The 17,944-nt window shown below is 37.9% G+C and carries 14 protein-coding genes and 1 tRNA gene; 7 read left to right on the top strand and 8 right to left on the bottom strand.

From position 1 onward, the window contains the following. Positions 1-5: 5 nt before the first annotated feature. The 6 genes from LBQ60_06450 to LBQ60_06475 form a co-directional block, all read right to left on the bottom strand. Positions 6-3,515 (bottom strand): SusC/RagA family TonB-linked outer membrane protein, encoded by a 3,510-nt coding sequence (locus LBQ60_06450; GenBank protein MDR2037547.1) that lies wholly within the window; start codon positions 3,513-3,515, stop codon positions 6-8. A gap of 153 nt (positions 3,516-3,668) precedes the next feature. Next, positions 3,669-4,553: a FecR domain-containing protein gene (locus LBQ60_06455; GenBank protein MDR2037548.1), complete on the bottom strand. Its 885-nt coding sequence runs from the start codon at positions 4,551-4,553 to the stop codon at positions 3,669-3,671. An 85-nt stretch (positions 4,554-4,638) separates the two neighbouring features. Continuing rightward, positions 4,639-5,193: an RNA polymerase sigma-70 factor gene (locus LBQ60_06460; GenBank protein MDR2037549.1), complete on the bottom strand. Its 555-nt coding sequence runs from the start codon at positions 5,191-5,193 to the stop codon at positions 4,639-4,641. Positions 5,194-5,312: 119 nt separating this feature from the next. Beyond that, positions 5,313-5,383: transfer RNA gene (locus LBQ60_06465), tRNA-Cys, on the bottom strand. A 66-nt stretch (positions 5,384-5,449) separates the two neighbouring features. Next, positions 5,450-8,002, bottom strand: a complete 2,553-nt coding sequence (locus LBQ60_06470; protein MDR2037550.1) for an ATP-dependent Clp protease ATP-binding subunit — start codon at positions 8,000-8,002, stop codon at positions 5,450-5,452. Positions 8,003-8,346: 344 nt separating this feature from the next. After that, the gene (locus tag LBQ60_06475; protein ID MDR2037551.1) at positions 8,347-9,009 is read right to left on the bottom strand and encodes a hypothetical protein; all 663 of its coding nucleotides are present in this window, start codon (positions 9,007-9,009) and stop codon (positions 8,347-8,349) included. 179 nt (positions 9,010-9,188) lie between these two features. On the opposite strand from LBQ60_06475, the gene LBQ60_06480 reads away from it, so the two are divergent. From LBQ60_06480 to LBQ60_06500, 5 genes are all read left to right on the top strand, one after another. Then, the gene (locus LBQ60_06480; GenBank protein MDR2037552.1) at positions 9,189-9,983 is read left to right on the top strand and encodes an SAM-dependent chlorinase/fluorinase; all 795 of its coding nucleotides are present in this window, start codon (positions 9,189-9,191) and stop codon (positions 9,981-9,983) included. A gap of 52 nt (positions 9,984-10,035) precedes the next feature. After that, entirely contained in the window at positions 10,036-11,271 is a 1,236-nt protein-coding gene (locus LBQ60_06485; protein ID MDR2037553.1) for a SpoIIE family protein phosphatase, read from the top strand. 84 nt (positions 11,272-11,355) lie between these two features. Next, positions 11,356-13,161 carry a hypothetical protein gene (locus tag LBQ60_06490; GenBank protein MDR2037554.1) on the top strand — a complete coding sequence of 602 codons (1,806 nt, stop codon included), beginning with the start codon at positions 11,356-11,358 and terminating at the stop codon, positions 13,159-13,161. A 25-nt stretch (positions 13,162-13,186) separates the two neighbouring features. Next, positions 13,187-13,600, top strand: coding sequence for a DUF2721 domain-containing protein (locus LBQ60_06495; GenBank protein MDR2037555.1), 414 nt, complete (start codon positions 13,187-13,189; stop codon positions 13,598-13,600). Further along, positions 13,600-14,619: a bile acid:sodium symporter gene (locus tag LBQ60_06500; protein ID MDR2037556.1), complete on the top strand. Its 1,020-nt coding sequence runs from the start codon at positions 13,600-13,602 to the stop codon at positions 14,617-14,619. The genes LBQ60_06495 and LBQ60_06500 overlap by 1 nt, the downstream gene beginning before the upstream one ends. Here the strand turns inward: LBQ60_06500 and LBQ60_06505 are convergent. Then, on the bottom strand, positions 14,591-15,103 hold the full coding sequence (locus tag LBQ60_06505) for a prolyl-tRNA synthetase associated domain-containing protein (GenBank protein MDR2037557.1): 513 nt from the start codon (positions 15,101-15,103) through the stop codon (positions 14,591-14,593). The genes LBQ60_06500 and LBQ60_06505 overlap by 29 nt on opposite strands. Before the next feature lie 173 nt (positions 15,104-15,276). Here LBQ60_06505 and LBQ60_06510 point away from each other — a divergent pair, with 173 nt between their 5' ends. Together LBQ60_06510 and LBQ60_06515 are read left to right on the top strand one after the other, a co-directional pair. Beyond that, a complete protein-coding gene (locus tag LBQ60_06510) occupies positions 15,277-15,597 on the top strand; it encodes a helix-turn-helix transcriptional regulator (protein MDR2037558.1) in 321 nt (106 codons plus the stop codon). Beyond that, positions 15,594-16,208, top strand: coding sequence for a hypothetical protein (locus LBQ60_06515; GenBank protein MDR2037559.1), 615 nt, complete (start codon positions 15,594-15,596; stop codon positions 16,206-16,208). The genes LBQ60_06510 and LBQ60_06515 overlap by 4 nt, the downstream gene beginning before the upstream one ends. On the opposite strand, the gene LBQ60_06520 is transcribed toward LBQ60_06515, so the two are convergent. After that, positions 16,205-17,875, bottom strand: coding sequence for a formate--tetrahydrofolate ligase (locus tag LBQ60_06520; protein MDR2037560.1), 1,671 nt, complete (start codon positions 17,873-17,875; stop codon positions 16,205-16,207). The genes LBQ60_06515 and LBQ60_06520 overlap by 4 nt on opposite strands. Positions 17,876-17,944: the final 69 nt, after the last annotated feature.

A 17,944-nucleotide genomic window follows, 5' to 3' on the forward strand; every position in this document is an offset into this window, starting at 1 on the left:
TTTTTTTAAAATGTAAACTGTACCCCAAGATTATAAACTTTTTGAATAGGATATCCTAATCCGTTCCCGGCCATTTCCGGATCCCATAATTTAAATTTACTGAATGTAAATAAATTGGTACCACTAAAATAAACCCGGAAAGTTTTCATCCTGATTTTATTGGTCAATCTTTCAGGAATGGTATATCCGAATTCAACCGATTTAAGACGCAGGAATGATCCGTTACGCATGAACCAGGTGCTGCGTTGTACGTTGTTATTTACCATTTCATTGGCCAGTCTCGGCCATAAAGCATATAGATTACGGTTATCTTCCGACCAGTGATTGTCTGCATATGCCTGCAGTAATGCATTTTTTGACTGAATGCTACTAGTGCCGTCCGTATCGATAAAAGGAACAGTTGATGGCCTATTTGTCGGATCACTTGCATCCGTATTGATCCAGAAACTCCTTTGTCCCAATCCCTGGAAGAAGAATGACAGATCAAATCCTTTATATCCGGCGGAAAGTCCAAATCCATATACTATTTGAGGTTCTGTCGGAAAGCCGATCGGTACTCTATCCAGATCGGTAATCTGACCATCTCCGTCAATATCTTTGTATTTAATATCGCCACCCATAATAGCAGCATTACCTCCAAAATTTTGTTCTGGTGAGTTCGATACTTCATAATCGTCAACAAATAAACGTTCAGCTACATAACCGAATTGCTGGGAAACAGGTTCTCCGATTATAGACCGCCAGGGAGTAGTTGAATAATCTATTTCCTCATATTCGGTATATTCGGTAGTAGCATAAGTAAAATTAGCCCTTCCTGCTACCCATAAATCGTGGGTAAAGCTATGTTGATAATCAAGAGAAAGATCTACCCCACTTCCTTTTGCTTTACCAAGATTTGCCTGTGGCGTAGCGGAAAGCCCCATTGTAGCAGGTACATAGGATCTATTTAATAAAATACCGCTTCTTTTTTCGGTATAAAAATCAAACATGAATTCCAGTTTGTTAAATAGACTCAGTTCGACTCCCAGATTCATTTTTTTTGCAGTCTCCCAGGTGATCTTGTCATTGGCGTAACGATCAACTTTTACACCATAACGGGTGTAGTTAAAGTCATATCCGTACTGATAGGATCTTCCCGATTCAGTACCCATAAGAACTTTAGATAAGTAGAAAAAACGGTCGTCAGCGTCTCCAATGGCGTCATTTCCTACTATACCGTATGTTCCTTTAAATTTTAATTTTGAAATAACCTTTTTTAAATTATCTGTCCAGAATTTTTCATTAGAAGTAATCCAACCAAAGCCGGCTGATGGAAAGAAACCAAAACGTTCATTTTTGGCAAATCTTTCAGAACCATTATACCCGAAATTAAATTCAGCGAAGTACCGATCATCGTATGCATATGTTGCTCTTCCGGATAATCCGATATTTCTATGAGGTAAAGACAATTCAAAACTTTCAGCATTGGCTTCCGAATAATTTCGCATGGTAAATACCAACATGCCGCTTACAGCATGTTTCTGCAGGAAAGTTTTGTCATAGGTAACTGCAGCTTCAGTATAGTTGGTGGTTTCGATTTCTTTAGGATCTTCTGTAAATCTCAGCCATTCTTCAGCCTCTCCCGTACCGGAATTCAGCCATTGTAAGATATACGTATCAGCTTGTTTATCATAAGAAGCTACGGAATAATAATAAGGCTTATATTGTCTCTTGGTACTATGATAGGAATAACGATTGGTAGAATACAGAGCCCTTAATGATAATCCGGAAATAATGAAATCCAGATTTTGCTTTAACTCGAATTGTGCCATCATTTTAGACTTGTTATAATCCTTATACCCTTTTACCATATCTGCATATGGATTGATATAATTGGCTGTTCCTGAATTTCCGAATAAGATATGGTAGGTATGTTGATTAGCTTCATCAGGCGCATATTTTGGAGCGAAAAGTACGGGATCCGATCTCATTATCTTCTTATATATCGCATCTCCGCTATCTATTGGTCCTTGATAATCATCAAAAGTACCGGACAAACGTACTATGGCTTCAGTCGTTTTTGTAATATTGATGTTGACATTAGAACGTAATAAGTAACGTTTTAAATCAATATTATTGTTAAAATTATTCTGTTTGTCTACTTTGAGAATACCATTGTCCTGATTGAATGTTGCGGCCACATAATACCTCGCAATTTTTCCTCCTCCGCTTACATTCATGTTTGCACGATAGTTAACGGCATAATCATTACAAAGCATTTCATACCAGTCATTAGCGGGATAAACATACTGATTTCTGTTAGGATCCATCGTATTGTCAATTTTTTCCCGCGAATAAGGAGCATTTCCGTTTTTATCCCTTGTGAGTACTGCTTCGTTATTCAATTGCATATAAGTAATAGGATCGGCGATTTTGACTTTTTTGGTAGGTAAAGACAAAGACGTTTCAGCCCTGAAAGATACAGTAGCCTGACCTTCACGCCCTTCCTTGGTTGTAATGGCTATAACCCCATTAGCTCCACGTGCCCCATATAAAGCTGTAGCTGTTGCATCCTTCATGATAGAAAAACTGGCAATATCATCCGGTTGCATACGAGACAAATCTGACGATGACATTTCCACACCATCAATTAGAATAAGCGGTCCGCTTGCATAAGTTAAAGAGGTGACTCCACGAACAAAGAAACTGGCATCATCCATACCCGGCTCGCCACTGCTCTGGTAAGAAACCAATCCTGCAATACGGCCTGCCAATGCGGTTGATAAGTTGCTGCTGGGTACTTTTAATTCACCTGGATTAACGGTGGTAATGGAGGCCAAAACACTTTCTTTTTTCTGTTTACCAAATGCAACAATGGTTACTTCATCTATGCTGGCGGCTTCTTCCTTTAATACGACAGCAATGATACGGCGTTGTCCTACTGTTACTTCCTGGGATTGGTATCCTATAAAACTAAACTGAAGTACGGATGTATCACTGGGAACCGACAGGAGAAATTCACCATTTATGTCCGTCATAATTCCCTGGCCTGAACCGCGGACAACCACATTAACGCCCGGGAGTAATTCTCCGGAATCATCGGAAACGGTTCCGGTAATTCTTATACCTTGTTGCTGTGGCTTTGACGGGAGTGTTTCTTTTTCTTTTTCTTTTTCTTTTTTATGAATGATGATATGTTCATCCATTATTTTGTACGATAAATCACTATTAAGTAATAAAGCATCCAATAATTCTTTAATGGACTGATCTTTGATATCAATATTTACTTTTTTACTCAGGTCGATCTCATCGGTATAAAAAAAAGAAAAATTGCTTTGATTTTCAATTTCCTTAAAAATACTTTCCAAAGAAGTGTTTTTGTAACTGAAGGTGAGCTTCTTGGATTGTGAGTATACGTTTGCAGTAATCGTGAAAATACTTGCCCAGATAAGCACGCAAATCATTTTGGCTATATTCACTATTTTACGTATTTCTTTTGAGGACAAAAATCCTCCATACTTATTAAATAAATCCATAAATTTGTTTCGATTTTTGTTTTTTAAATAATTCTGAACACATTGTTTAAACTCAAAACATCAGATAGGGGAATGTTGGCGCATTTCCCTATTTTGTTTTTTCTCAATTTTGTTTATTCCATAGGCGTATATATTTAATATTTAAAGGTTATTTTACTGAATGGTTATTGTGTGATCTTGTATGTTATAGTCAAATGGCATGCTTTCTTTCATAATATCTAAAATAGCTTCAGGTCCGTTATCTATGCTAAAACGTCCCGTTATTTTACGATCTTTAAGATGCTGGTTCTCAATTTGTATTTTTATTCGAAAGACGCGTTCTAATTCGGAAAATACATTCTCAATGGCTGTTTGCTGAAATATTAAGCGTCCGTCTTTCCATGCGGTGTATAAAGTAACATCCACTTCATGAAGGGAGACATGATTACTTTTTTTGTTCAGTAATAGTTGCTGGCCTGGAGACAGTATTGATCCGTTGTTATCAATTCCTTTGTCGATATGAACAGAGCCCTCGATTAATGTAGTAACTATGTTTATTTCATCTGGATAAGACCTAATATTAAAACTGGTACCCAGTACGCTTACATTTGAATGGCCGGTACTTACAATAAAAGGTTTTTCTGTATTTTTTACTACTTCAAAGTAGGCTTCTCCGTTTAATTCCACTTTTCTTTCTTCATTGCCATATCTATCGATATAGGTCAAATTACTGGAAGAATTGAGCCATACCAATGTTCCGTCAGGTAAAGTATATTGTTTTCTTCCTGCTTCAACTAATAACATATGAGTTTCCTCTTTTGTCCGGTAACCGGAAAACCAGTATGTACCAATCAATAGTATAACAATGGATGCAGCTGCAACATACTTCCAGGGACGTAATTTCTTGATTTTTGTTTTTTGTTGGTCTTTTTGAATTTTTTTCCAGAGAAGATTGAATGAGTTTTCTGCAGGGTATTTTTCAGAAGGATGATTCGTAGTGTATGATACCTTTTTGATGATATCATTATTTAAATGATCTGAATTTTGTTCTTTTTTCACGATAGGATAAGTTAAGTCTTTTATTATATAGTAAGACCGGAAAAGGAATGAAATCACCTAAATGAAAATAAAAAAATATTATTTTTTATTTATATTTTTCGATGATTGCTTTTATTTTCTGTGTAGCAATGGACATTTGAGCATCAATGGTACGTACTGATATATTCAGTATTTCAGCGATTTGTTTGTATTTCATTCCGTCTTCGCGTACCAGCTTGAAAATAGTACGGCACCTGTCGGGTAAGGAGTTGATGGCTTTTTGTAATAACTGGTTTAGTTCATTGTCCAGAACAATACTTTCCGGTGTATTTTCATCGATTGTAGTATATTCAATAGATACAGACAAATCCTGATTTCTGGGGCGACGTGCTGATTTATCCAGGTAATGCAGGCATTTGTTTTTAACCGATTTGAATAAATAAGCTTCCAGGTTATCAATTTCAGTTAATTGCTGTCTGTTCTGCCAGATATTAAAAAAAACATCGGATACAATTTCTTCACACCATTCTTCACTTTTTACCATATGCATTCCAAAACGGAAAAGGCGCTCATAATAATCATAGTACAACTTTCTAAAAGCTGATTCTTCCCCGTTCACCGCAATCCGATGGATTAACTCAATATGAAGCTTTTTTTTCAAGTAATAATTCAAAATATTCTCAAATATACAAATTTAATCGAATATTTGTGTTATGATCCTGATCTTCATCCTATATAATAAAAAACAAGCCCTGTATAAGAGCTTGTTTTTATTTAGCGAGGTTTCTGGCGGATTCGAACCGCCGTACAAGGTTTTGCAGACCTCTGCCTAGCCACTCGGCCAAGAAACCGTTTTTGCGGTTGCAAAAGTACAGAATATTTTCAGACTTCCAAAAATATTCTGCTCAATTATGTTCTTATTTGACGGATTCTTCCTTTGCTTTAACAGAGACAACCTTAAATGTCAATTCCTCTCTTTTTTTGTTGAACCCGACACGGATCGTATCTCCATTTTTAGGGTTTTGTTTGATCATTACCTCTGCCATCGGATTTTCCAGATATTTTTGAATAGCGCGTTTTAACGGACGCGCACCGAAATTCACATCAAATCCTTTTTCGCAAAGGAAATCCTTGGCAATGGGAGTGATTTTGATGTTGTAGCCCATGGTGTGTATCCTGTCAAACAAACCTTTCAATTCAATATCGATGATTTTTCCAATATCTTCTTTGGTCAATGTATTGAACAATACCACATCATCGATACGGTTGAGGAATTCGGGAGCAAAGGCCTTTTTAAGCGCATTTTGTATGACACTTTTTGCATAGTCATTACTTTGGGAAATGCGCGCTTCTGTCTGAAAACCGACTCCTTGTCCAAAGTCTTTTAATTGACGGGAACCGATATTGGATGTCATGATGATGATGGTATTCCTGAAATCCACTTTTCGACCAAGGCTATCCGTTAATTGTCCTTCATCCAGCAACTGGAGTAATAAATGGAATACATCGGGGTGTGCCTTTTCGATTTCATCCAACAATACTACCGAATAAGGTTTGCGGCGTACTTTTTCCGTTAATTGTCCGCCTTCTTCATACCCTACATAACCCGGAGGAGCTCCGACCAGACGGGAAACCGTGAACTTTTCCATGTATTCGCTCATATCGATGCGAATCAGGTTATCATAACTGTCAAACAGGTATTTGGCCAGCACTTTGGCCAGCTGTGTTTTACCAACTCCCGTGGGACCAAGGAAAATAAAACTGCCAATAGGTTTATTGGGATCTTTTAAACCTGCACGGTTACGTTGTATTGATTTTACTACTTTATCGATCGCCTCATCCTGACCGATCACACTGCCGCGTAATTCATCAGCCATATGTAATAATCTGGTTCCTTCAGCCTGCGCTATACGCTGTACCGGAACACCGGTCATCATGGCAACTACTTCCGCAACCTTATCAGCATCCACTACGACACGATTTTTAGATAATTCAGTTTCCCAAATGGCTTTTTCATTTTCCAGTTTTTCCAGCAACATTTTTTCAGTGTCACGGAAACTGGCAGCCCGTTCAAAATTTTGGTTTTTTACTGCTGCAACTTTTGCCCGTTTGGTTTCTTCAATGGATTCCTCCAGTTCGACTATTTGGTCTGGCACCAGTATATTGGATATATGAGCCCTTGAACCTGCTTCATCCAGGGCGTCAATGGCTTTGTCAGGAAGGCGCCGGTCACTGATATAGCGATTTGTCAGGTGTACGCATGCTTCGATGGCATCAGGGGTATAAATCACATTATGATGATCCTCGTAACGATCTTTTATATTGTTTAGTATTTCGATGGTTTCTTCCTCAGATGTCGGTTCTACCATGACTTTCTGGAATCTTCGTTCCAATGCTCCGTCTTTTTCAATGTATTGACGATATTCGTCCAGAGTGGTAGCCCCGATACATTGTATTTCTCCACGAGCTAAAGCGGGTTTCAACATATTGGCAGCATCCAGTGAACCGCTAGCTCCACCGGCACCGACAATGGTGTGTATCTCATCAATAAATAAAATCACATTGGTAGTGTGTGACAATTCATTAAGAATGGCTTTCATACGTTCTTCAAATTGTCCCCTGTACTTCGTACCTGCTACAATAGATGCAAGATCAAGTGTGAGAACTCGTTTCCCGAATAATACGCGCGACACTTTACGATGAGTGATACGTAATGCCAGACCTTCAACTATCGCCGACTTACCTACACCCGGTTCACCGATTAATATGGGATTGTTTTTCTTGCGCCGGCTGAGGATCTGTACCAAACGTTCGATTTCTTTTTCGCGACCGACAATTGGGTCTAAACGACCTTCTTCAGCGGCTTTCGTAAGATCGACGCCAAAGTTATCAAGTACCGGTGTTTCAGACGAAGATTTTGAAGCCTGTTGTTTACTGGCTCCTTGTCCACCGCCTCCACCTTCAAATGGATTGCGGGATTCGTCATCATCACCTCCTGCTGCAAAATCAGCTCTAATTTCATCGTCCTTGACTTCTGTAATATCTTCCAGACGTCTTCTGACTGAATAATAATCTATATCCATTTCGTTCAATAACTGTGTTACATAGGAAGTTTCATCCTTGAGGATGGCCAGTAATAAATGTTCAGTTTTTATTTCCGGGCTTTTAAATGATTTTGCCTCAAGGTATACAAGTTTTAATGCTCTTTCCGTAGATTTTAGCAAAGGAATATCCTCACTTTCGGGAATTGTTTGAAAAGTATCGGGCCTAATTTTGTCTTCAATATGTTTCCGTACATCATATAAATCAGCACCCAGTGATTGAAGAATATCAAGAGCCTCATTTTCCCCGTCGCGAAGAATTCCTAAAAATAAGTGTTCTAATCCGATATATGGTGTACCCAGACGCATAGCCTCTTCTTTACTATAACCGAGAACCCCTTTGATATGTTGAGAAAATTTTGAATCCATCTTATTTATTTGTGTTATTCTGGTGTATTAACTATACAAAGGTAAAATTTTTTTCAGTATTTTGTAAGTGTTATTGTTTTGAATCCTACTTTGGAAAAATACAAAATAAAATAAAAACTTACTCATATAAAATACATCTGTTATATTTTTTGGTTACAATAATACAAATAATTTGCCATTTTATTTTATATTGACAAAATGACAGGTATGATTTGTAACTCATGTACATATTGTCTTAAAAATGTAAACATGTCAATATGGTGGAGATAAATAAAGGGGAATTTATGCTACTAAACGTTTTTAGGCTTACTTGTAGGTAATGGTAATAATGTGCATCTTTCCTGTTATAAATTAGATAAATGCACTCCGTCGATTGTCTTTTCTAATATAGTACCATCCTTGCTGGTGTATTGAAGTGTAAATGAATAAACACCATTTCGGGACGGCGGAGAGGTGAATCGAAACTCAAAAGTAATGGAGGTAAATGCCCGTATATTTTGATTGAAAGAATATAATGATTGTTCTTCTAATAAGCTTATAGACTGGTTATAGCCGGAATCAATTACTTTTTTGGGAAGTAAATAACTGATATCTACAATGTCATTGATTATACTTCCTTCAGGATAAGTATCATTATAATTTTGATTGGTAAAAATGCTGATATCCGATATGGAATCAGCCAAACACGATACGGGAAATGTTTTTTCTACAGACTGATTGAATGTTTGATCTTTCATTATCTCAGAAAATACATTGAAGTCCGCTTCATTTTGATTGGTTTTTTTGCCTTCAACAATGAGTAATAAAGAAGCATCTTTAATAGAAACGTAAGACATATCTGCTTTGATCCCTCCGCCACCCGGATATATAAAAGTCAGACTTAGATAATCCGGCTCATAAATGTAATCTGTGATATAATTATTTGATATCTCAGGCTCCTCTTCTTTGTTACATGTAATTGCCGTAATAGTAAACAAGGAAACTAAAAAATACACTTTAAATTTCATGTGCGTAAAAATTACTTTGATGGTGAAACACACTCAAAATCTGTGCCCGATTATCTGTTTACAACTCTTATTTACGAATTGACGAACCGTTTTTCGATGATAATTTTTTAACTTAGGTTATATGTATTGGTTCATTTTTATATTTTTGTCTTTTGTTTCAACAATTGTAAAACCACAGGATGGCTGTTATTACGTTAACCACAGGATGGATAGATGATTATTATATTGCAGTGGTAAAGGGGATCATCCTTTCTGCAATACCTTCTGTACAAATTGTTGATATATCACATCATACGCCGGCATTTAATACCGGTATTTCTTATGCTGCTTATATGATCAGTCACAGTTATATTTATTATCCGAAGAATACAGTACATCTGATATCTGTGGCCAGTGAATATACTGAAAAAACACCTTTTATTGCAGCACAATATGAAGGACAATATTTTGTAGGTACTGATAATGGCATATTTAGCCTGATATTCAGATATGAGCCGGAAGATATGGTTCGTATCGAGAAATATACTGATGCTGCTGCCCCTAACTATCCTGCTATTTCCGTATTTGCACCTGCAGCTATTCACCTTGCATCAGGAGGTAACATCAGTGACCTGGGGTCTACATATACCACATACCAGCGTAAAGGTATGTTGATGGCCACAATTGATGAATCCCAGATTACAGGTACTATCATACATATCAATGCTTTCGGAAATGTCATAACTAACATTACACGGGAAGACTTTGATAGGATTGGAAAAGGCCGTCCGTTTGAGATTATGGTACAAAGTATCCGGAATAAAATAACACGTATCAATAAATATTACCATGAGACAAGTGATGGCGAATTATTGGCCCTGTTCGATGTTTCCGGTTTATTGGAAATTGCAATGAATAAAGGAAAGATTGCCGAAATGCTGAATCTTTCCCTGAATTCAAATATTATTGTAAAATTTTTGAATGTTAAAATATAATGTTCTGAATCAAAGAAATGTATTATATTTATGTAATTATTAAAATATTTCCATGATTGAAAAAAATACTGTCCGGCAGACATTGAAGTTTAAGTTGGATTCATTGTTGGAGATTACACGTTCCATCAATGAGAACCAATCGGTAGAAGCCTTGTTGGAAAAGTATATTGATATTCTTTGCCATAAGCTTAAGATAGGTAAAGTGGTTATGTTCAAGTATAGTAATCAATGGGAATGTATTTTAAATGCAGGAGCTGCCTCTAGAATTGTAGACAATATCGATGTTGAAAAAGATTTACTCCTCTATTCGGATATTACGTTTATTGCTTCCGAAGAAGACATATTACCCGGGTTTGATATTGTTATTCCGGTTTTTAATAATAACACCCCTATTGCGTATGTACTGATCGGGGATATCGAAGAGGAGATGGAAGGAGTAAGTCCTGTGATCAAACATCTCCAGTTCATACAAACGATATCCAACATTATTGTTGTTGCCATTGAAAATATACGTTTGTTTCAGGAAAGTTTACAACAGGAGGCCATTAAAAGAGAATTAGAGTTGGCTTCGCAGATGCAGAATATGTTGGTTCCCGATATTAAGGATCTGCCCAGGAATAAATTTATATCTGTAAATGCTTTCTACAAATCCCATTATGATGTTGGGGGGGATTATTTTGATTGTATTGATTTAAAAAAAAATAAGATAGGATTTTGTGTTGCGGATGTTTCCGGAAAAGGTCTGGCTGCCGCATTACTGGCATCTAATTTTCAGGCTACTTTACAGGCATTGTTTACCTGGGACATTCCCATGGAAAAATTATTGCAGAAATTAAACCGGAGGATTTCGGCCAGGGCAAAGGGAGAAAAATTCATTACTCTTTTTATCGGACGTTATGATTATAACACCCGGGAAATGGAATATGTGAATGCCGGACATACGCCTGTCATTTTATACAATACCGAAAGTAAAAAAATGGATTTACTGGAAAGTTCAACGGTTGCTGTCGGCATGCTTGACGAACTTCCGTTTGTTAATGTAAAAAAAATAACCATTGATGAACATACTTTATTATTGTCTTATACTGATGGTATTGTAGAAGTGATTTCGGATACGGAAGAAGGAGAAGTGGACTCAGCTTTCTATGTATTGGAAAATGCCGTCCAGCAATTCACAACTGTTGATGATGTGATAGAAAATATTATTACTACCCAGAATTTACGGGGGCAGAATGAAGCTATTTTTGATGATATCACCCTTTTAGGAGTGGAATTTTTCCCGAAATGATTTTAATTGATAACAGAAATAACCGTATTTCTGCTGCTTTCTCTTAATAATTCCGTATGTTTGTATTTTGAATAAACTGTAATAATGCACACATATCATTCTTTCCATATTCCCGTGATGGGGCTGGCCTATACCATTGACACACCTGTTAAAGTCGCACGCTTTGGAATATCTTCAGTGGTTTCCATTATTGAAGATACGCTTATTGAAAGAATGCGTAAATATTACTGCAAGAAAACCAACCGGACCTATTTTCCGATCAATGTTACCGAGCCGGATTACCGGGCAAAGAGAATTACAGACTATTTAAATCTCTTGAATGAGATTGTGAATAAGCAGGTCGAAAAATTGAAAGAATCAGCTTTTGAAGCAGGATCGGACCTGACACAATATTTTGAAATGTTACCTGATACCAGTATCTTGAAAAAGATGTACCAACAAATGCTGGAGATGCATGATAAATATGAAAAGAAGAAACTGGAATTAAAGCTGCGGAAAGAATTGAGAGCCGGCAGTATTGATGTAAATATCATGACAAAGCTGGATAATGACCGTTACCAACGCAACGGAGAATTGATTGAAAACGGTTCGGATGCTATCACAGCTTTAAGGGGATATGCAAACAGTGACCTGACAAATTCTTCCGTCGTATTTTCAGCTGGACTCAATCCGCGTTTATTCAACTATATGGAAAACCTGGACGTCTTTTGTAAAATGAAAGACGGTGAATTCGAGAAAAAGATCGTGTTGAAAGTAAGTGATCACCGGTCGGCGATCATTCAAGGAAAATATCTGGCCAAGAAGGGATTATGGGTTTCTGAATTTCGTATTGAGTCCGGTCTGAACTGTGGTGGACATGCTTTCGCAAGCGAAGGATATATGCTCGGTCCTATTCTTGAAGAATTTAAGAATAAGCGAGAAGCACTGAATGATGAACTTTACGGGATTTACAGCAAAGCATTGGCCGAAAAAGGAAAAACACCTCCTGCTACCCGGCCTTCAATAAAATTGACTGTTCAGGGAGGAATCGGTACAAGTGAGGAAGATGCTTTTTTCCGGGATTATTACATGGTTGATTCTATCGGTTGGGGGACTCCTTTTATGCTGGTACCCGAAGCTGTTTCCATTGATGAAGAGACGCTCAGGCTTCTGGCTGATGCCAAAGAAGATGATATCATACTCAGCAAAAATTCACCATTAGGTGTGCCTTTCAATTACCTGAAAGGGGCTTCAGGAGAAAAAGAAAAATACCGGCTGGCCGAAGAGGGACATCCTGGCAGTCCATGTTCTGAAAAACTCTTACAATTCAATACCGAATTTACGGAAAAACCATTATGTACGGCTTCTTCCGCATATATTAGGAAGAAATTGCAACAATTGCAGGAAACAGAGATGAGCGATGATGAACGTAAGAAAAAAACAGGGGAAATCCTTACTAAAGAATGCCTGTGTATCGGATTGAGTAATCCGGCTATTATTCAGCATCGGTTGGATATCATCAATAAGACGATACAAGGAGTTACTGCATGTCCGGGACCGAACCTGGCATATTTCGATAAAGTGGTTTCCCTTGGGGAAATGGTGGGTCACATCTATGGGCGGACTGATTTATTACGTAAGGGTTACCGTCCGCATGTGTTTATCAAGGAAATGGATATTTATCTCAGTTACCTGAAAGAACAATTATCCGAAGAAGTAGCAGATTTAACCAATACCCGGCAATTGAAATACTATCAGTCATTTTGCCGGAATATGCACGATGCCGTGGCCTATTACCGGTCTTTGAAAGACAAGATTTTTACCCAAAAGCCAAATGAAAAGGAAATATTTGAAAAAGAATTGAACAGGATTGAAGAGGAAATTGTTCATATTGAGTCGACTATAGGCTAATTTCTTTTTATTACCTGGAATTATCATGGAAGAACTTACTTTAACCACACCTGCGTTGTTGTTTTCTGCAATCTCGCTCATACTGCTGGCGTATACCAACCGTTTTTTATCATACGCTCAATTGGTCAGAACCTTAAAAGATAAGCATATTGCAAATCCTAATTCCGTAACCGAAGCACAAATCATTAATCTTCGCAAGCGGCTGAATCTTGTTAGGAACATGCAGATATTCGGTATCGGAGGATTACTTTTTTGTGTAGCTTCCATGTTTTTCATTTATATAGAATTGAATTTAACCGGAGCATATGTGTTCGGTGCAGGATTAGTATTGCTGATCATTTCCTTAAGTATCTGTATTTGGGAAATAATTATTTCCGTAAAGGCTCTGGACATATACCTCAATGATATGGAAGAAATTGCCCATATTGATAAGGATTAATGGAACGACTGGGAAAATTTCTTGCAAAAGCCGGAATTGATGCTTTTCTATTACTGCTTATCCTGGCCGTCTTTCTTGCTTACTTGAAACCTGAAATAGGTTCGGGAAAAGGTGTTTTTTCTCTTTCTGCTATAGCCAATTATGGTATTTCTTTCATTTTCTTTTTTTACGGATTGAAACTTAATCGCGAAAAACTGCATGCGGGACTTTCCAACTGGAAATTACATATCCTGATACATGTAACTACTTTCATCCTGTTCCCGGTTCTTATATGGTTCATTCGTCCACTTTTTACCGGGGAAGAAACTATTTTATGGCTGGGTATTTTCTATCTGGCTGTTCTTCCCTCTACGGTTTCATCATCCGTGGTCATGGTATCCATTGCCAACGGAAATATTCCGGCAGCCATCTTTAATGCCAGTATTTCGAGTCTTGCTGGTGTATTCATCACCCCGTTATGGATGAGTCTGGTGCTTTCAGGTACAAACGGATACGATTTCTCCCATTTATGGGGAATTATCTCAAAATTAATCCTGCAGATATTGTTGCCTGTGGCGCTGGGCATGATATTAAACCGGAAATGGGGATATTTTACCGAAAAGCACAGGAAAGGATTGCAACGATTTGACCAGGCGATTATATTATTGATCGTATATACATCTTTTTGTACTTCGTTTGCTGATCATGTATTTGAGGATTTTTCGGCTTCCGGGATTCTCTGGTGTGCGCTAGGTATGGTTTTGCTGTTCTTTGTGGTTTATTTCATCGTTACTTTAATTGCCCGTATATTAAAACTGAACAGGGAAGATACGATTACGGCACAATTTTGCGGATCTAAAAAGTCATTGGTACACGGAACGGCCATGTCGAAGGTCATCTTTACCGGATATAGCAGTGTCGGTATTATTTTGCTTCCTATTATGCTGTACCATGCCCTGCAACTGATGATTGTATCGGCAATCGCTTACCGGAAATCAAAAAACGAACAGTCTACTCATCCACATCATACAGGCGGATAAATTCATAATTGTTTTGGGTCCAATCCATATAACGCCAGAATTCATTGGCGGGTATCACCAGGCTAACCTGATTGTCATTAGGATGGAATGATATTTTTTGTGCATGTTGCAGATTTTCATCGAAAAAGACATGCACATGTTTCTCTTTATCATTGACCAGACCGAAAGGAGAAACAGAGCCCGGGAGCAGGCCAAGGTATTTTTCCATACGTTGCGGTGATGCAAAACTGATTTTTCCCTGTTTCAAACGCTTTTCCAGATCATGGATATCCAATGCCCGGGAACATTCCAATACAACTAAATAGTGTTTGTTTCCCTTATGGTTACGGAAAAAAAGATTTTTACAGTAAGTAGCCGTTTCATCCCGCCAGTATTGACGTGCTTCTTCAATAGTCGGCGTGGGTGGATGTATGTAATAATCAAACGGAATACTTAATTCTTCCAAAATCCGGTATACCTCTTCTTGGCCAATAAGGTTGCTCATTTTGTATTACATGAAATCGATCAAAAAAATCAAAATTACATATTTAATCGTAAAAATCAACACATTTTATAACCGGCATATTATCAGGTAATTTTAAATTTTTCAAAAAAAATATAAAATATTTACATATATATAGATTATCTATGTATCTTTGTTCTATATATTTTTATTCTATGTATTCAAAAGAATTATTAAAAGGTACATTATCGGTGATTATCCTTAAATTACTGGAAGATAATGGCAAAATGTACGGATATCAGATTACACAAACCGTGAAAGGGTTATCCGGGAATAAGATTCTGGTAAAAGAAGGTTCGTTATACCCCGCTTTACATAAACTTAAGGAAGAAGGCTGGGTGGATGTTGAGACGGAAAACATTGGTAAACGGATCCGGCATTATTATTCACTTACTGAAAAAGGTAATCAGGAGCGAATAAAGCAAGAGAGTGAGTTAAAAGATTTTATTGAAACCATTCAAAAAATTATGTTATGAATGTCTTAACAGAAAAACAAATTGATTTTATCTCAGAAAAAATCAACGGATGTGTGCAATTATCACGAGAAATGAAAGATGACCTGATCGACCATTTCAGTTGTACCATAGAAGATGAAATGGTCAAAGGGAAGGATTTTGAAATGGCTTATCGTTTTGTTTTCGAAAAAGTATGCCCGGAAGGTTTAGACGGCTTGATAAAAGAAACATCATACATCCCGACAACAACCAAAAGGAAACGACTTAGCCGGATACTTCGAATATCCGGAATTTTCACACTGGTTGGATTTACCGCTACTGTGTTCATGAAACTTTTCCATATTCCTTTTGGTCAGATTGTATTGATGCTGACGGCTGTAGTCTGTATTTTTCTGCTTATTCCGGCATTATTCCTCTATTTCTTTCAAAAGAAAATGGGAATACGGCAAATCGGAAAATTTCCATATGTGGCCGGATGTATCGGCACTGTATTACTCATTGTTTCTGTTGTTTTTTACACTTCCCACTGGCCGGGATTATTTATTGCATTATTATCAGCGGTCTTATGTATTGACTTTGCCGTCTTCCCTTTGATATTTACCAACCGGTACAAAACAGACATGGTAATCTAAAACAATCCGGCAATATTTCCCTGATCATCTATGGCTATATGTTCTGCAGAGGGTATGGAAGGAAGGCCGGGCATCCGCATGATTTCTCCGGAGATGGGAATAACAAACCCCGCTCCGGCAGCGATTTCTATTTCCCGGATGTTAAAAATAAAATCGTGGGGAGCACCTAGCAGAGCAGGATTATCCGATAATGATTTTTGTGTTTTGGCAATGCAGACAGGAAGTCCGGCTAACCCCAGATCATTGATACTTTTCAGATCCGATATCGCTTTTTTACTGTACTCTATTTGTGAAGCTCCATAAATATTTTTAGCGATTTTTTCTATCTTTTTCTCTATCGGGTGGGAAAGCTCATACAATGGTTTGAATGGTACTGGGTCTCTTTTGGCTATCCGGAGAACGGCTTCAGCCAGTTCAACAGCTCCTTCTCCGCCTTTTGCCCATACATCAACGGGTATGGCCTGTACAGATCTTTCATTGCATAATTTTTTGACCAGGTTTATCTCATCATCGGTATCCGTTGCAAAACGGTTGATGGCCACTATGACCGGAAGACCGAAAGAACGAACGTTTTCAATATGTTTATTCAGGTTTTCCATACCATTAGTGATGGCCTGCAGATCGGGCTTTTTTAAATCAGCAATAGCTATTCCGCCATGGTACTTTAATGCACGTACGGTAGCGGATAAAACCACTACTTTCGGGGAAATTCCTGCATTGCGGCATTTCAGATCCAGGAATTTTTCCCCGCCGAGATCAAACCCGAATCCGGCTTCAGTTACTACATACTCACTCAACGACATAGCTGTATATGTGGCTATGGTAGAGTTGGTTCCCTGGGCAATATTAGCAAAAGGTCCTCCATGCAAAATGGCTGGAGTATGTTCAGTTGTTTGTACCAGGTTAGGGAAAATAGCTTCCTTCATCAGGACAGTCATAGCTCCGTCAGCTTTCAGGTCACGACAATATACGGGTTGTTTATCATAAGTATAGCCAATAAAGATATTTCCGATACGCTGTTGCAGATCATTCATATCCTTTGCCATACATAAGATAGCCATTAATTCGGAAGCAGCGGTGATGTCAAACCCGGTTTCCCGGGGTACTCCATTGGCACTTCCACCTAATCCAATGATGATCTGGCGCAAAGAACGGTCATTCATATCCATTACCCGTTTCCAGACAACACTTCCCGGGTTGATTCCTAAATTATTTGTTTTGTTTTGTATGTTATTGTCAATCAATGCTGCCAGTAGATTATTTGCTTTTTCAACGGCAGAAAAATCACCGGTAAAATGAAGGTTGATATCCTCCATCGGTAGTACCTGGGAATAACCACCACCGGCAGCTCCCCCTTTTATCCCGAAAATAGGCCCTAATGAAGGTTCCCGCAATGCTACAATAGATGACTTTCCGATTTTGTTTAAAGCCATCGACAGGCCGATGGATACGGTTGTTTTTCCTTCCCCCGCAGGAGTCGGAGACATGGCCGATACCAAAATCAGGTTCGATCGATCTATATTCTTTTTGTCAATGAATGATAACGGTAACTTGGCTTTGTATTTACCATAGAGGGATAGATCTTCCTGAGGTATATTCAAAGAAGCAGCAATATCTGTAATGGGCTTCATCCGGATCGAACGGGCAATTTCTATGTCACTTAACATATTCATGATATGGTAGTATTAATGAATATACAATAATACAACAAATACCCATGATTCCCTAATCAGGAT

It is taken from the genome of Bacteroidales bacterium, from assembly GCA_031275285.1.
GTDB lineage: Bacteria > Bacteroidota > Bacteroidia > Bacteroidales > UBA4181 > JAIRLS01.

Excerpts from the sequence above, each read along its gene's own strand:
- LBQ60_06505 (MDR2037557.1), bottom strand. The coding sequence starts at position 15,103 with ATGAGCAACCTTATTGGCCAAGAAGAGGTATACCGGATTTTGGAAGAA.
- LBQ60_06500 (MDR2037556.1), top strand. The coding sequence starts at position 13,600 with ATGGAACGACTGGGAAAATTTCTTGCAAAAGCCGGAATTGATGCTTTT.
- LBQ60_06510 (MDR2037558.1), top strand. The coding sequence starts at position 15,277 with ATGTATTCAAAAGAATTATTAAAAGGTACATTATCGGTGATTATCCTT.
- LBQ60_06485 (MDR2037553.1), top strand. The coding sequence starts at position 10,036 with ATGATTGAAAAAAATACTGTCCGGCAGACATTGAAGTTTAAGTTGGAT.
- LBQ60_06475 (MDR2037551.1), bottom strand. The coding sequence starts at position 9,009 with ATGAAATTTAAAGTGTATTTTTTAGTTTCCTTGTTTACTATTACGGCA.
- LBQ60_06495 (MDR2037555.1), top strand. The coding sequence starts at position 13,187 with ATGGAAGAACTTACTTTAACCACACCTGCGTTGTTGTTTTCTGCAATC.
- LBQ60_06450 (MDR2037547.1), bottom strand. The coding sequence starts at position 3,515 with ATGGATTTATTTAATAAGTATGGAGGATTTTTGTCCTCAAAAGAAATA.
- LBQ60_06470 (MDR2037550.1), bottom strand. The coding sequence starts at position 8,002 with ATGGATTCAAAATTTTCTCAACATATCAAAGGGGTTCTCGGTTATAGT.
- LBQ60_06490 (MDR2037554.1), top strand. The coding sequence starts at position 11,356 with ATGCACACATATCATTCTTTCCATATTCCCGTGATGGGGCTGGCCTAT.
- LBQ60_06515 (MDR2037559.1), top strand. The coding sequence starts at position 15,594 with ATGAATGTCTTAACAGAAAAACAAATTGATTTTATCTCAGAAAAAATC.
- LBQ60_06480 (MDR2037552.1), top strand. The coding sequence starts at position 9,189 with ATGGCTGTTATTACGTTAACCACAGGATGGATAGATGATTATTATATT.
- LBQ60_06520 (MDR2037560.1), bottom strand. The coding sequence starts at position 17,875 with ATGTTAAGTGACATAGAAATTGCCCGTTCGATCCGGATGAAGCCCATT.